This is a genomic window from Arthrospiribacter ruber (assembly GCF_019343195.1).
Taxonomy (GTDB): Bacteria; Bacteroidota; Bacteroidia; order Cytophagales; family Cyclobacteriaceae; genus Arthrospiribacter; species Arthrospiribacter ruber.
Map to the genome: position 1 here is coordinate 26151 of NZ_RPHB01000009.1, position 15030 is coordinate 41180.

Consider the following 15030-nt stretch of genomic DNA (forward strand, 5'->3'; position numbering starts at 1 on the left):
TTATGTTTATTAATCTGGCGGGGGTCTATTAATCCAATAATTAATAAAATAAGCGCATTGGTATCAATTAACTTCATTTAAAGATACGAGGAATTTAAGAAGAAAGTGCCGGAAAGTCGACAAATCCTCCTTTCACCGTTCTACTCAAAACGAAGTATTTCTAGCTATCAGCAAAACATCAGACTAATATTCCTTTTAATATATGTTTATCACCTCAGCCTTTCATAGTAATACAATACGGGCACGATGGCATTACTGAACTCACTCAGTGTATAATAGCCTTTGTTTTCATCAAAGCAGATAGCTTCTCCTTGAGGCTCTGCAGGATTGTATGGGGCCAATTTTGGAATCTTGGTGAAAAACTCCACCATGTCTTCATTCTCATTTCTTTCCCAATGAAATATAAAGTCATAGGTTTTTATGAGCATTTCTTTTCCATCCAAAGAAATGTTTCCACCTACAGCCCTGGTAAAAGGAAACTCTCCAACCTTGATAGCCTCCATAGGTTCATCTGTTGACTGCGGATAGGGCAACACGTAGATGATAGAGAAAAAGTCTCTTTTGGTAACCAAAAACAGGTCTTTGGTCCATGGATCAAGCAAAAGGGTCTCTACATCATGTCTCAGCCTGTCCGGGTATTCAAAAGTAATGATTTCTATCTCTGCGTTCTGAATGGTGTTTTTATTTCCTCTATGGCTTTCTGAAAATACCGGCTCTACAAATCTGTAGATTTTATAATCTCTGTACACCCGATCGTTGTCACCGACTTCTCCGAGATAAATGTAATTAGTCCCTTCAACGGGTCCTGGGCCGATTTCAATATCCTCCCAATCTCTGTTAAAAATCCCCTGCAACTCATAGCTTGCCACTGTTTCACCGGTTTCAGCATCCAAAAGAAAAATCTCATTGGTATTGTTTTTATCCTCATGCGTCCAGATATATCCGGGATTGGCTATACTCACCACTATCCCGGAAGCTTCGATCAGGTCTGACTCGCCTCTTGCTTCTGCTGACTCGGCAAACCTATCGGTCCTAGCCAATCCAAAAGGGGCTGAATAATCCAATTCAAAGGGTTCATTTGCTTCCCAAAAGTCTACTGTAGGCTCAAAGGAATTTCCCGTCTCCTCACAAGCAAATAAAAAAGATAGAAAAAACAGGTTAAACAATATACATTTAGTCTGTCGCATGGCTAAATAAAGAGGAGCTGACATTTATGCCAGCTCCGGATTTAAGTTTGGTTTAATCTATTAATCTGCTCCTAAAGCACCAAAGAAAGTTGATGGAAGGGGAGTGACATAAGTTTTGCCATTGACCACATACTCACTGAATATAGGGCTGAAATCAGTTGTTCCTCCTGTCAGAGCAGGGCTGTCTGGTTGAAGTTTGAACATCTCAAAAAGGTTCGTCACAAACTTGGCGTCAGATACGGCCCTGAAGTTGGCTGGTGTGTAATTGCCTACAGTATATCCAACAAACTTAGGATCATTTTCACCCACACCTCCAAAAACATCTGTTGAAGGAACTACAATATTTTCGTATCCTGGAATATCCTGACCAATTATCCCATTATTGGGGTGAAAACCTTCTACTGCTTCTTCACTACTACCAAAGTAAAAATGATTACCCCATTTCATGTTGGCCATATCAGGCTCATCATCCGGCGGGAAAAGTCTTAATCCATATCTGCTGTCCACCACAAGGTTGTTGAAGACTTCTCCTCTGGCACCATTTTCATAATTAAGAGAACCACCTCTTCCAGCTTGAGACCTTCTCCAGCCTGAGCTTACCATAGTGTTGTTATAGTAGTTATTGTTACACTGTGGTTGACGGCCTTTGGAGTTGGCTGCTTTCAATCCATTTGTAGCAATACTGTAGAACACATTGTAGCAAAAGTCACCTACCACACCACTTTTAGTGTTGACAGATTCCCCGCCTGTTTCTCCATTGAAGGCAAACTCACTGTAGGCGATAAGCGTTTTTGCTCCATTCAAACGGATAGCATCATCTTTGGTGTAGGCAATTCTTGAATGCCACATGATGAAGTTTCCTTCTGGGTTTACCATGTAAACGGCATATCGAGGTTCACCTTCATCAATTTCCCCTTCAGCCACAATAGAAGACCCTGCTTCAGCAGGTGCTCCTGCAAACTCAATGGTAGTGTATTCAAAAACCATATTCTGGGCTTTATCTGTACCGATGATACCTCCCCAAAAACCTCTGAAAATATTACCGACCGTTCTTTTACTTTCCTCTACACCAATGTATACCGGTTTGTCAGCAGTTCCGTAACTGAAGAGACTACCCGAAACATTGATTTCAGGGCTACTCCCAGGTCTTCCTGATCCATCCATGATAATATTGGTTCCTTCAAGAATTGTCAATATTTCTCCTTCTGGAATAAAGATATCCGATGTAACCCAATATGACTCATCTGGACCTAAGGTTCCTGATACTTCACCTGACAAAGGTGTAAATCCTGCCGGAATACCGTCTTCATTGTCAACGATATCCGTGTCATCATCTTCGAAGAAGGAGTTGTCGCAAGCCGTAAAGCCGAACAACAACATGATCGCGATTAGTAATTTACTTGTGGTTTTCATTGTAATCATTTATTTGATTTTCGAATTGTTATCAGATAGTGTTGAATTTGAACCTTACTCCAAGCCTGACAGATTGCCTGTAATAGTCTCTTTGTACAATGGTCTGTCCATCTCTGTCCTGAAGCGGGAAGTCCAATTGTTCTGTCTTCCGCGGGCTTTTGACAAAAAGCTCATAAGGTGCATTTAGAATATTGTTTGCTTTCATAAATACCACCCAATTGCCCAGCTTTTGCTCAAATGAAAAGTCCAGTTGGGTGAATGGTCTTGACCAGATATCCAGGTCAAGCCAAGGAGAAACAATTTCTATCCTCTCCCCTGTGTACACTGCCGAGAGTTGAATATCTGTACCTCTTTCAATATTTTTATAAAGTATACTTAGGTTTCCTATATGGTTGGCCTGACCTTGAAGTGGCCTGGTCTGTACTGCTTCTCTCAAAATCAGCTGAGAAGTCACATCTTCAGGATTTTCTCTGACCCTTTCACTTTTGACAGTAGTCAAAGAAGAATTAGTAAAAGTATAATTGGCCCTGATTCCAAACTTGTTGAAAAACTTACTGAAATCAGCTTCTATGCCCCAGTTAGTTGCTGTACCAGAATTGGTAGGAGTTAGGTTTCTTGGTCCGGTGGTCAATGAAGTCTGACGGATCAAAAGCAACTCGATTGGATCTTCAATCCTTTTATAAAAAGCACCCAATAAAAACTGTTCGTTTGCTCTTGGGAAATACTCATACCTGATGTCAAAATTATCAGCAATTGCTCGGGTCACATCAGGATTTCCCTTAAATGGAAATTCATCGTCTTCATCAGAAATCCCATCAACAATCTCAAAATAGCCAGGCCTGTTAATCGCTTTGTAGTAAGAACCTCTTAAGTTTACATCATCCTTAGGCTTGTATTTAAAGCTGAAATTAGGAAGGACATCAGTGTAAATCTGATATAGTTCGGGGATTTCAAATTGGTTGGTGGTTCTTGATTTATATCCTTGATTGGTATTTTCCACCCTGACCCCGGCATTGACATCAAACTTTCCAAAGCCAATATGCTGCATCACATAAAAGGCACTGATCTGCTCAAGGGCATTGTAATTCAGCGCATGGCCAAGCGTCCCGGCAGGATTTAACAATTCCCACCTTACGTCTGTAAAATCATCCCAATCCACTCCCTGTTCCTGAAAGGAGGGACTAGGATCAAAGCGGTACCTGTTGAACAGCGCTCCCCTTTCTTTATCCCTGTACATTCCTCCGAATTTGACATAGGAGTTATTGAGAAACAAAGGATTAAAGTTGTACTGAAAATTAAGGTGAAAAGTCAAATCCTGATCGTAATGTTTTTCCCACCGACGTGGATTTCTTCTTTCGATGTTCTGAGGCATCTCTCTTCCATTCTCTATTCCACCATTTCTAATAAAAATAGCATTGTCAGGCCTGTCAAAATCAGCTCTTGAAAAAAGTGCAGACCAATCTACCAGCAATTGATCATTGAGGAATCTATGATTTCCCTGTAAGGTGGCATTTCTGATTCCGCTGTAAGTAGACCTTACCCTTGTCTGATAGAGATAGGTGGCATTTTGGTTATCCGGAGAAATATCCCTGTCGCTACTGATCATCTCCCTGGCCTCAAAGTCATTCAAAGTGAAGTCTCCATAGTAAAGACTGATTTCATTGTTCCGGTTGATTTGATAATCAATTTTGGAGTGCAGACCCAATCTGAATTGGTGAATGCTGGTCTGCCTTTCTTGATAACTGGAAAGAGAAGGTCTGCCGGTCCCCAATGGATCTACGTCTATTTTGTACCAATCCCTGTCTGCTCCTCTAAAAGAATTCTGAACAGAAGCCCCTAACATCACACCAAGTTTTCCATCCATGAACCTGTCTCCAATGGTAATCCCACCAAAAAGGTCAGGCAATGGGGAGATTGGCTCTATCAAAAGATTTTGGGTACTGAAATCACTTACATTTGCCTCGTACCTTGACCCAAACCGTTCTCCAGGCGAAAACCTGGCTTCGGTGGACCTATCGTAACTGTAAAAAGGCCTGTCCAAGTGAATAAAATTATACCCCATCTGAAAGTCTGCATTTACTTCAAATTCATCCGGAGCACTTATCATTACCAAATTTACGGATCCACCAATGGCATCGCCTTCCATATCGGGTGTCAGGCTTTTGGCTACTTCCAATCGCTCCAACATTTGGGCAGGAAAAATATCCAAAGGGACATACCTGTTTCTATTATCGGGCGACGGGATTTTCACCCCGTTCACTAAGGTATAGTTGTACCTTTTGTCCATGCCTCTCACTATGGCATACTGGGGATCCCCACTGGCATTTCTCTCTATGGAAAGACCGGAAACTCTCTGTACAACGTTGGCTACGGTGATATCAGGAGATAATTCAATGGATTTGGCAGAAACTACGTTGATAGTGTTTTTAGCCATTTGCTCCAATTTCCTAGCTTGGGCATCTGAACCTCTGTTGGCAGCTCCCATAATCACAACCTCTCCCAAAACCTGACTGTCAGGCTCCATGACGATGTCTTTTCTCAAAGGACCGTTAAGGGACTCTATTTTTTCATTATATGTATTGAATCCAATAAAACTGATTTCAAAATTGTAGTTGCCGTTTTTGATATTGGCAATTGTAAATGAACCATCCAAACCTGCTACAGCATGATATTGGTTTTGTTCTCCTTTGAGTTGGATTACTGCACCAACAAGCGGTTCTTTATTTTCATCGAAAACAGAACCCTTAACTTGGTGCTGAGCAAAGACCTCACTCTGTCCTAAAAAAAACAGGCTAAGAAATGTTATAAGTACTTTTTTCACAGGTAATTTTATTTTTCAACATTTCATTGAATTACTTTTATCACCATGATTTTTTGACACTTTCCTTACTTAATGTCAAAATCAAATGAACAGCATGCGATAATTTCATAATGGGGTGCTTCCCCATTTTTCTCATTAATACACCTTCCTTTTTGATGTACTAATTCCATTTTGCATCTTGATTGAGTAAGATGCGGAAGGTTTAATATTTCCTCAGTTCTTTTCCTTAGTCCTTGTGATTTAATTTCTGTACTGATTTGGACAATGAAGAAAAAAACCGGATGATTGATAGAAGAGAAAGCCCCGTAGATCGAAGGCTTTCTCTTATGATTTTTTAGTCACACTCACTGAAATCACCTGCAACTGCAGACCATTCCAATTCTCCTTCAGGGAAGTTGTCCACCCATGGAGAGATCAAACAAAGGTCAGTAATGGCGTTATTTTGTAAATCCAATGAAATCTTGTTATTGTACTGATCAGAAAGCCCCTGTGTGAAAGCTCCTGCCTCAAAAACCTGAACCAAAGGTGCTACTGAAGTGATCCCTGTATTCCTCACATTAGTTTCTACCAGTTGAGTCTTGTTCGCCATGATTTCAGCAAAAAGGTCATCACCAACAGTAGTGTTTCTCAAGCTCAAGTAGTACAGGTTTTCCATTGGAATGGTAATTTCCGGGTTGGAAATACCATTTCCTCCACCTGCTCTGTTAAGGTTCAAAAACATCAATTGTGTCATGCCTTCAAGAGGAGAAATATCAGTTACATCTGTTTCTCTCAAGTTGATATGCGTCAAAGTATTTTTACCGCTTAATGCAGAAATATCAGCAACAGCAGTATTTTGAAAATCGATTGACCTAAGGTTTTCTAAAGGTGATAGAAATGACAAAGATGTAGGAAGCAAAGCATCTCTCATATCCAACTCTTCTAATTCAGATAAAGAAGAAATTGGAGTTAAATCTTCCACCTCAACACTTCTAGCAAGAATAACTTTCAGATTTTCAGCAGCTTCCAAACCATTTAAAGATGTCACTACAGAATTACTTATATTCAAAGTTTCCAACTGTTTCATTCTTCCTACTGTAAGATTAGAGGGGTTATTTACATTCAACTCCTCCATAAGAATCTCCATTAATTCGGAATCAGCAATCACAACGACTTCATCATCTGGATCATCTTGAATAGGTTCTGGATCATCACTTTGATCACAAGAAGCAAAGAACATTACGAGTAAACTCAACGCTAAAATGGACTTTCCCTTAAGCATGTTAATTGTAGATTTTGTTATCATCCTGATTATTGGTTTGTAGTTTTCTGAATAAATATGAACAGGACGAATGTAAAAGCGAACCAAAGGAAAAGACAAATCCAAAAGGGTATTATAATCGAATCATAAACACCAGTTAACAGTCCGGTAACTTTAGAGTGTTGAATATTAACTGAAGGTTAAAAGGTCAAGTGTAGAGTGCAAAATTTGAAGCAAGGCTGAAGATTAAAAAATACAGTTTTTATATAATTATTCATTTTTTAAATTATATTTTCAGAATAAGTTAATGTTAAGAAATTTATTGAAAGTCAGAATTCTCATTGCAAAATCCCGGATCACAAAAATAAATAATAGGTTTTTTTATACGATCAATAAATATGTTTATAAAATATATTTGATGTTTTCAAAGTGTCCTATTATGTTTTATCTCTATTTTCCCAATGCTGGTATTTTACCATAAGTCACGTCCTCCATAACCATTCCATTGGACCAAACCTATACTTGCTTAGCCACCATTTGCTAAAGGAAATTTGGAAGCTGAAAATAGCTAAGACCAACAAGATACCCTGCCAGACTTCGATTTCTCCAAACAAACCAAATAAGAGGGAAAACAAGACAAAGAATTTTCCGGTGAAAGAGAAGTAAATAAAACCATTGGAAAGGATCTCCATGGTACTTTCTCCAAAGGAAGGTAACATAATGGTTATGGTCAGGTAAAAACGGGGGTGCTTATTTTTCATTTAAATTTTGTCGGGTAGAAAGCATTTCAAAAACCTGCACCCACTGATCGCCCATTTTCATTTCTCCGATTTCATAGATCTGTCCCTTTTCATTTACCTGCATAGAAAAACGTAAGTTCTTATTCATGAAATAGATAAATATTCCATTTTCAAAAGCACCCGAATAATCACCTTCCGGAGTCAGCGTAGAGTAAACTCGTAACGGAAAGTTATTGGCTTTTTCATCATAAGTCCCTAGGATCAGACTTTTATGGTGAACCTCAGCTTTCACTGTAGTGGTATTTTCCAGCATTAGGAGCCTCCCATCCAGTTTGAATTGGATGGTATAGGCATGATGCCATTCGGTTTTTTGTCCATCTTCTGTCAACCTCCAGCCGATTCCTTTCCATTGCCCGATAAATGGCTCCCATTGGGTCATTCCTGATGGATTTTTAGTTAGTAAAGCATCAGACTGTGCGAAAGAATGACCGAAAAACAAAAAGAGTAGAAGGGATGTAAATAGGTTTTTCATAATTTCTTAAAATTTTTGTTTCACACAGTGAGCGAAAAGGAAAGCGCAGCGATTTTACCCTCCCGTTGCGAACGCCGCGTGAACTTATTCCCCTAAATTTCCCTCAATTTCAAGTTGCCCACAATACCCTAATGATGTGATGGTTTGATAAAAAATCCATAAATCTCAATTCACTTTAGGCACTTGCTTGGTGTAACAATGAAGACCTCCACCCCACCAATTATAGATTGTAGCATCTATCCAAACCAATTTTTTATCAGGGTAAAGGGTTGAAAAGATTTCTTTTACGCGTTCTTCTTTTTCAGGTGAACTGCCTACATGTAAGTAGGTGGGCAATAAAACCTTGTCATTTGAAATCAAAAAATTCAAATAGGAAGAAGACGACAAATATTGAAGGGTATCTCCAACTTGCACACCTTGATCAGGGGCAAAATACTCTTTTCCAATCGTAGAATCACTCATTGACCAACCTTCTACAACCACATTAGGCCTATGCCGAAGGTCTGGCAAAGGAACCTTAATGATAGTAAAAGGCTTTCCATCTTGATCTTTTGCTTTTTTCAGAATTTCATAAGTCTCCTGCATCCTTTTGTGATTTTCGGCATGTATGGGATGCAGGTTTTTTTCTTCTTCATCTACCCATGCTAGAAGAATCGTATTGGCATTGGCAAATCGAATGTATTCATCCGTATGACCAGCGGTGCCCATAGCAACATATCCAGGAATGATGAATTTCGACACATCACCATCTTCTACAAGGCCTTTTCCTACCCAAATAAAATGATGAACACCCAATGTTCGTTGCAACTCTTGCTCCATGCTTTCCTTGGTTGAAGCCGGATTGACCATTAACATCCACTCTTCATTCAGCAATATGGTACCTTTACCATTGACTTCAATTGCTCCCCCATCTAGGTTCAATGAAGAAGTTATGACTTCGATACCATTCCTAGCTGCTATCAGGCTATCTGTTTTTTGATTTCGGTCAAAGAACGAGGCATATACCTTTGCTGAATCAGGTTCTTCTCCTTTCTCAATTAAAAAGCGCTCAAAGTAGTCCTGGTATGACCACCTGAAATCTACTGTCTTTTTCTCTCCCAACCCATTGATCAGATACACAGGCCCAATATCTCTTAAGGCTAAAGCCTGCCGAATAGGGATGGCCAAAAAAGTAAATGAAGCCGTATCTAAACCATTTTCTACTAGATATGACTTAAATACTTGAGGGTTTTCACTGGTATCTGATACAAAAATAACTAAAGTGGAACCTTCCAGTGCACGGGCCACATCGGCAGCCAAGGGGAAAAACTCAGGTTCCCTTTCAGCCCAGCCCAATAATATGGCTTCCTGTGGTTCCCATTGAGCAGGATAATAAAAAATTGAAGGATCTCTTCGCTCTTGCTTGCAGGAGAAAATAATCACGATCAAAAAGACAAAGAAAATTATATTTTTCATGGATTAAGGATTTTTGTTTCATGCGGCGAACGCAAAGAAAAACGCGGCGAACGTGGTGATTTTTTAAATTAATTACGTTGCGCCCTCCCGAAATTCGGGACAAGGTTTGCGTTAAATCTGTTGCGCTCGTGGCGTGAACTTATACCCCTAAATTTCCCTGAATTTCAAGTTGCCCACAATACCCTAATGATGTGATGGGTGAAATTTTGAGAAATTGAAAAATCAATACAACCAAGTCTCTAAACCAATTTCACCAAAGTAGCAGCTATTGCATCCGCAAGTTTTGCATTCACTTTATACTTTCCAGCATAGTCCATCCAATTGGAAACAACCTCCTTTACTTCTTGGATAATCCCTTGCGGGTTTCGGATAGAATTTTGCTTGGCAATGGCCAAAAAATCGTCTAGTACAAAATCCTTCCTTTTGCCATTGATGCTCAGGCAATGCTGACTGACCCAGACACTGTCAGGCCTGTAAGCATGGCAAATATCATAGGCCGGAGAAAGACTCCATTTCCCCTCCTGATCCATCAGGAAAGCAAAGTTTTTGGTGTGATCATCACAGTTGCGTGCCAAAACATTGAACACCATCCTGTGGAATAATTGCTCTGCCTCGGCATAGGTAAGCCGAAGTTGGCGCATGGTCTGAAACAACTGCTCATAGCTGTAGCTACTCACATTATTGAAATCAAAATGCTGCAAAGCACAAAAAGTCTGCATGTGAAGCTTATCAGTTCCATTCATCCTGTCAAAGCGCTTGGTCATAAAATGTGCCCTGCCCTCTTCTTCAATCAGCCTGCTTTCAGCCATTTCAATTCCAGCATCTATCGACATGGCATAATAAGCCATCTCCACCCGCCCATAACCAAAGGTCTCTCCAAATTGTGTGTCATTGACCCCGTCAAACTTGATCAACCAATGTTCAAATCCAGCATCTTGCAAAGTCTGCCCCGATCGGATCATTCCGGTGGCTTCATTATATGCGATGATGGCTTTGGGTCTTGCACCTCCCGCTGAAGTACCCATCTTCAATACATTCAGCATGACATCGCGCATTGCCTGATCTGTATTAGTTTCAAACTGCTCTTTGCTCTCCAACAACTTTTTGGTTGTCTCGACAAGGCTTGATAGCTCCAAAAACTGACCTTGCTCTTGTGCAGGCAGTGTAGAAGGCTCATACTCCAATGCACCCATCCCTCTATTTCCTATGAAGCAAAGCAGTTCAACGGGATTCAGGGAATTTTCCGGTCGTCCATGACGGGCAAGCCAGCCATTGATCAATTCATTTCCATAACGATCAGGTAGAGAGTCTGCCAACAAACCGGGAAGCCCTTTGAATGTAGTATTACCTCTCAATTCGGGAAAGCCATAGACACGATTCCCAAGCGGCATCCGAATTGGTGAGATATCGAGTTTACCAGAGGCAAATCTTCGGTCATATTCGAAAAAAGCCAATTCCTGAAGTTCATCCCATACCACCGCTCCTATCCGCTGCCCCCAAAGCTTGACAAATGCCGTCCTTACCATCCCAGATCATCTTTAGGGGAAGATTTTTTGCTTTTGGATGCCCTTTTCCATTTGGCCTCGTCTTCTTTGGCCAGCTGCATAGGACTGATAGGCTTTACTTCTTGAAAATGCTCCAACACATACAGCGCATCTAAAACACGAAGTATTTTTAATAGATTGGTCAGCGCAATATTCTCTCCCCTCTCCAATAAACTGAGGGTAGATCGACTGATCGCAGCCCGCTCCGCCACTTCATCTTGCGTAAGGTTCTGCTCAATCCTGCGGGACTTGATAAAGCCTCCTATTTTTTTGAGAAGCGCTCCATCACTTATATACGATATGTATGAAAAATCATTCATTACATAACAAATTAAGCTATTATGACTTATTTTTCATACAAATGTACAAATATTCCTTAATACAAAAAACACAATATGAATGATTTTTCATTCGTTAATCAGAATTTAGGCTATTATTGAGTAATATTTCATTCATTTAATCAAACATCAAATCACTCTTTTTATGTATGCTTATAAAAAACAATCAGTACAACATGCCAAATAGCCACAAAGGGATTCTTTTACCATTCCCGCTATCGATATCAAGGGCCAGGTAAGCATTAGGAATTCCTTGGATTTGATCAGTGGTTTTGCTAGCTCCTCCTACCTCAAAGACATAAGTGTCATCCACCATAAAGTCTCCAAATTTTGGACTGGTAACATGATGGACAGCACTCAGTTGGTTAATGAAAAAAGTTTCCCGTAGATTTCCCACATTGGCCATAGTTGGCGAAAAGAGATAAATGAAATTTGGATTTTGAAGGTATATTTTATCAGGCTTCTGAAGATAGCTGATTCCTTTTGTAGCAGACCTAAGCAGTTTAAGGATTTGCGCTTGATCCAAAATATCCAACAATCTCAAGACCGTATTTCTAGGTGTCTCTAATTTTTCTGCCAACTTGTTGATATTGGGCGTAAACGGTACACTCTCACTCAGGACAAATAGCAGCTTTTTTAAAGTCCGAACTGTACTGTGCTGCAATTCTTCAAATGGAGCGATATCCGTATCAATCACCAGTTGGATTGTCTCCAGCAGTTTTTGTGAATAGCCGATTTTAGATTCGAGAAAAAAAGGAAAATAACCAAATTTCAAATAATCCTGAAAATAGGACTGGACAGGAATACTATCCAACAGTTCAGGAGCCAGAGCATGGTGCTTTGTCAAAATATCATCCAAAGTAAAACTTGAAAGGTCTTTTCGGTACTGAAAATTCAGGTACTCCCGAAAAGAAAGACCATGTAAATGATAAACAGATGCCCTTCTTGAAAGATCGGCATTACCTCTGGAAATATCAAGGATAGAGGATCCTGTCGCGATGACTTGAATATCATCATAATCATCGTAAAGCTGTTTGAGATCTTTTGACCAAAATTCATACCTATGGACTTCATCCAAAAGAAAAAGCCGATATCCTAATTCATACAGTTCATTCACAAACGCTACCAACCTATGCGTTTCGAAATAAAAATCATCCAGACTTAGGTAGATGCCTTTTTTATCGGAAGTGGACAAGTACTGCAATAGAAGAGTTGTCTTTCCTGAACCCCGGTAACCCAAGATTAAGATAAGCTTTTGGTTCCAGTCTATTTGATAGTACAAATATCTCTTTTGCTTTTCCTTAACGGACTTTGCTTTCCTTTCAGACTTTTTGATCAATACTTCCATAAAATAGTTTTTCTAGAAAGCAAAATTACAAAATAGTTTTTACAAAAAGCACTTTTAAAAAATAGTTTTTCAAGAAAGCATAATGGAACAAACCTATGATTTCTAGCCAATCCCGATAAACCGGGACAAGTTATCCATGAATAACTTGTCCGCCGAGGCGGATCCAATATCTATTAGTATCGGATTTATCTAGGCCCTTATTTAAATAGGCTAGTGGTATAATTGCGGATATACATTTAACATCTTAATCGGACACAACTTTAGCAATCCTTGGCTGCTCAACTTTCTGCAATTCAGCGGCTTTTTGTTCCACTGCTTCAAAGACCCTCAAAAAATTCTCTTGGGTCACCTTTTTCAACTCGCTTTCTGTCCAACCTCTGCTAGCCAATTCCAAAAGGATATTCGGAAATGTACTGGCATCCTCTATCCCTTCAATCAAATAATACATCCCATCAAAATCACTTCCAATGCCTATATGATCTATACCAATCAATTTTTTTACGTAATCAAAATGATCTGCAAAATCCCTGACGGTCACTTTGGGTTCTGGATTGGCTGATTCCCAAGCATCCCATTCTGCTTCAGCTAATTCAATTTCTTCTTCAGACATCTGACCTGGATTAGGGTATTTTTCTTGAAAGACTTTACTCATACTATCGAGCTTTACCAAAAAATAATCATGGGCTTCCTGCGTGGTAAAATAATTGACCGGAGTCAGCATGATCAATCCACCATTTTCTTTCAATTTCAAAAGCACCTGATCTGAGGCATTCCTTTCGGTTTCTGTAAGGGCCCTTGCATTGGCATGGCTTAATATGACAGGGGCTCTCGTAATTTCAAGCACGTCCAACATCCCTTTTTCCGTAATATGTGAAAGGTCAATCATGATACCCAATCGGTTCATTTCCAACACCAATTCTTTCCCATAATCAGTTAAGCCATCATGGATGGGTTCATCAAAGGCCCCATCCGCAATATTGTTGTTGTTATAAGCCAAAATCACCGAGCGCAAACCCAACCGGTATAATGTCCTCAATCTACCCAATTCATCCACCAATTCATAGGTATGCTCCATCGAAGGGATAATGGCAATCTTCCCGTTTTTCATTACTTGCCTGACTTCTGAAGATGTAACTGCAACTTTGAAATCATCAGCATACTTCTCCTCTATTCTATAGATCAAATCCCAGCCTTTCAGGTATTCGTTCATCTCTTTACCTCTACCAAAAATATTGGTCAGCAGCGCACCTACACCTCCCTTTCTCAAACGGGGAATATCAATATGACCATCTGTGATGGTATCTAAACGGTAGGCATCCAATTCTCTCGGACAGGCTTGACACCAAATATAATGGATCAACAGATCATTGTGACCATCTATCAGAGGAGCTTCTCTCAGGACTTTAGCGACCATTTCTTCATGCGCCAGCTCTACTTTGCCTGCACAGGAAATCAAAATGTATAAAACCAAGTTGACAATCAAAAACTTTTTTGTCATAGCAAGAAATCTATAAGGTCTAATATCAGAAGATTAAATCTGTGCAATGGTAAATAGCCCTTTTACATAATCCGATAACATCATAAATAGGAAAAGGACTGTACCTATCAGGGAAGCGCAGCCCCCTATCACACAGGTATGGGCCAGAATGTTTTCAGTTTGAACTTTCATAGTGTTGGCGGTTTGGTAAAACATTGAAAATGAACATTCTATAAATGTACGAAAATGAAACAGTGCGGACCATACCCTAATTATGTGATACCATTTAGGAATTAGACCCGGCAGGTTTTAAAAACCTGCCGGGTCTGCGTCAAAAGTCGATCGCTATTTCAGAGCTACACACTCCCCTCTCTGATAACTTTTCCAAAGTTTGACCCACTAAAACTCAATAATGACCCTCACCTCGTCAGAAAGCACCAGACTCTTCTCTCCTATCCCGAAATCCAATCGGTCAATTACAAACTCTCCCTTAAACTTCTGCTGCTTTCCTGTTTGGGACAAAGTAAATGGGATTTCAACTTCCCTTTTCACATCCCGGATCTGTAGCTCAAAAATCCCTACAAAAGTGTTTTTGCCCTTTGACTGAAAAGACTTGGATTCCAAACTAATGAACGGGAATTTTTGGATATGAAAGTACTCTCTCCCATGAAGGTGCTTGTCCCTCAATTTGATCCCAGTTTGGATACTCTCAGGATTGGCTTTTCCACGTATGCTGGATTGCGCCAATTTCTTTGGATCAAAATCCACCTCCACTTCCCAATCCGAGATGGTGCCGTCCACAGTAATCCCTGCATTTTTGATTTTGAATTGGATGGGATTTTCAGGTTTTATAGACTGTGCTGAAAGAATGAATGGGATGAATAAAAAAACGAGTAGAGCCATAAACTTTGGCTCTTTCCAAAGATTAGGCTTTT

Annotated in this window: 13 protein-coding genes; all 13 read right to left on the minus strand. The window is 39.9% G+C overall.

Annotated features, from left to right (window positions below; all coding sequences use genetic code 11):
- Positions 1–209: 209 nt before the first annotated feature.
- Positions 210–1187, minus strand: a complete 978-nt coding sequence (locus EGN73_RS17720) for a hypothetical protein (protein ID WP_246611651.1) — start codon at positions 1185–1187, stop codon at positions 210–212.
- Positions 1188–1247: 60 nt separating this feature from the next.
- A complete protein-coding gene (locus EGN73_RS17725) occupies positions 1248–2600 on the minus strand; it encodes a hypothetical protein (RefSeq protein WP_219292866.1) in 1353 nt (450 codons plus the stop codon).
- Positions 2601–2631: 31 nt separating this feature from the next.
- Entirely contained in the window at positions 2632–5421 is a 2790-nt protein-coding gene (locus tag EGN73_RS17730; protein ID WP_343207133.1) for a TonB-dependent receptor, read from the minus strand.
- A gap of 334 nt (positions 5422–5755) precedes the next feature.
- On the minus strand, positions 5756–6682 hold the full coding sequence (locus tag EGN73_RS17735; RefSeq protein WP_246611652.1) for a leucine-rich repeat domain-containing protein: 927 nt from the start codon (positions 6680–6682) through the stop codon (positions 5756–5758).
- 461 nt (positions 6683–7143) lie between these two features.
- Positions 7144–7422, minus strand: a complete 279-nt coding sequence (locus EGN73_RS17740; RefSeq protein WP_219292870.1) for a DUF418 domain-containing protein — start codon at positions 7420–7422, stop codon at positions 7144–7146.
- The gene (locus EGN73_RS17745) at positions 7412–7933 is read right to left on the minus strand and encodes a hypothetical protein (protein ID WP_219292872.1); all 522 of its coding nucleotides are present in this window, start codon (positions 7931–7933) and stop codon (positions 7412–7414) included. The genes EGN73_RS17740 and EGN73_RS17745 overlap by 11 nt, the downstream gene beginning before the upstream one ends.
- Before the next feature lie 165 nt (positions 7934–8098).
- Positions 8099–9388: an agmatine deiminase family protein gene (locus EGN73_RS17750; protein ID WP_219292874.1), complete on the minus strand. Its 1290-nt coding sequence runs from the start codon at positions 9386–9388 to the stop codon at positions 8099–8101.
- 239 nt (positions 9389–9627) lie between these two features.
- Positions 9628–10914 (minus strand): type II toxin-antitoxin system HipA family toxin, encoded by a 1287-nt coding sequence (locus EGN73_RS17755; RefSeq protein ID WP_219292876.1) that lies wholly within the window; start codon positions 10912–10914, stop codon positions 9628–9630.
- The gene (locus EGN73_RS17760; protein ID WP_076499352.1) at positions 10908–11252 is read right to left on the minus strand and encodes a helix-turn-helix domain-containing protein; all 345 of its coding nucleotides are present in this window, start codon (positions 11250–11252) and stop codon (positions 10908–10910) included. The genes EGN73_RS17755 and EGN73_RS17760 overlap by 7 nt, the downstream gene beginning before the upstream one ends.
- 184 nt (positions 11253–11436) lie before the next feature.
- A complete protein-coding gene (locus tag EGN73_RS17765; protein WP_219292878.1) occupies positions 11437–12618 on the minus strand; it encodes an ATP-binding protein in 1182 nt (393 codons plus the stop codon).
- A gap of 244 nt (positions 12619–12862) precedes the next feature.
- Positions 12863–14116 (minus strand): dipeptidase, encoded by a 1254-nt coding sequence (locus EGN73_RS17770; protein WP_219292880.1) that lies wholly within the window; start codon positions 14114–14116, stop codon positions 12863–12865.
- 33 nt (positions 14117–14149) lie between these two features.
- Positions 14150–14287 carry a hypothetical protein gene (locus EGN73_RS17775; protein ID WP_219292882.1) on the minus strand — a complete coding sequence of 46 codons (138 nt, stop codon included), beginning with the start codon at positions 14285–14287 and terminating at the stop codon, positions 14150–14152.
- 207 nt (positions 14288–14494) lie between these two features.
- Positions 14495–14998 carry a YceI family protein gene (locus tag EGN73_RS17780; RefSeq protein WP_246611653.1) on the minus strand — a complete coding sequence of 168 codons (504 nt, stop codon included), beginning with the start codon at positions 14996–14998 and terminating at the stop codon, positions 14495–14497.
- Positions 14999–15030 lie beyond the last annotated feature (32 nt).

What these genes read in the sequence shown, in the direction of transcription:
- EGN73_RS17720 (WP_246611651.1), bottom strand. Translation starts at nt 1,187, where the DNA reads ATGCGACAGACTAAATGTATATTGTTTAACCTGTTTTTTCTATCTTTT.
- EGN73_RS17725 (WP_219292866.1), bottom strand. Translation starts at nt 2,600, where the DNA reads ATGAAAACCACAAGTAAATTACTAATCGCGATCATGTTGTTGTTCGGC.
- EGN73_RS17735 (WP_246611652.1), bottom strand. Translation starts at nt 6,682, where the DNA reads ATGCTTAAGGGAAAGTCCATTTTAGCGTTGAGTTTACTCGTAATGTTC.
- EGN73_RS17740 (WP_219292870.1), bottom strand. Translation starts at nt 7,422, where the DNA reads ATGAAAAATAAGCACCCCCGTTTTTACCTGACCATAACCATTATGTTA.
- EGN73_RS17745 (WP_219292872.1), bottom strand. Translation starts at nt 7,933, where the DNA reads ATGAAAAACCTATTTACATCCCTTCTACTCTTTTTGTTTTTCGGTCAT.
- EGN73_RS17750 (WP_219292874.1), bottom strand. Translation starts at nt 9,388, where the DNA reads ATGAAAAATATAATTTTCTTTGTCTTTTTGATCGTGATTATTTTCTCC.
- EGN73_RS17755 (WP_219292876.1), bottom strand. Translation starts at nt 10,914, where the DNA reads ATGGTAAGGACGGCATTTGTCAAGCTTTGGGGGCAGCGGATAGGAGCG.
- EGN73_RS17760 (WP_076499352.1), bottom strand. Translation starts at nt 11,252, where the DNA reads ATGAATGATTTTTCATACATATCGTATATAAGTGATGGAGCGCTTCTC.
- EGN73_RS17765 (WP_219292878.1), bottom strand. Translation starts at nt 12,618, where the DNA reads ATGGAAGTATTGATCAAAAAGTCTGAAAGGAAAGCAAAGTCCGTTAAG.
- EGN73_RS17770 (WP_219292880.1), bottom strand. Translation starts at nt 14,116, where the DNA reads ATGACAAAAAAGTTTTTGATTGTCAACTTGGTTTTATACATTTTGATT.
- EGN73_RS17775 (WP_219292882.1), bottom strand. Translation starts at nt 14,287, where the DNA reads ATGAAAGTTCAAACTGAAAACATTCTGGCCCATACCTGTGTGATAGGG.
- EGN73_RS17780 (WP_246611653.1), bottom strand. Translation starts at nt 14,998, where the DNA reads ATGGCTCTACTCGTTTTTTTATTCATCCCATTCATTCTTTCAGCACAG.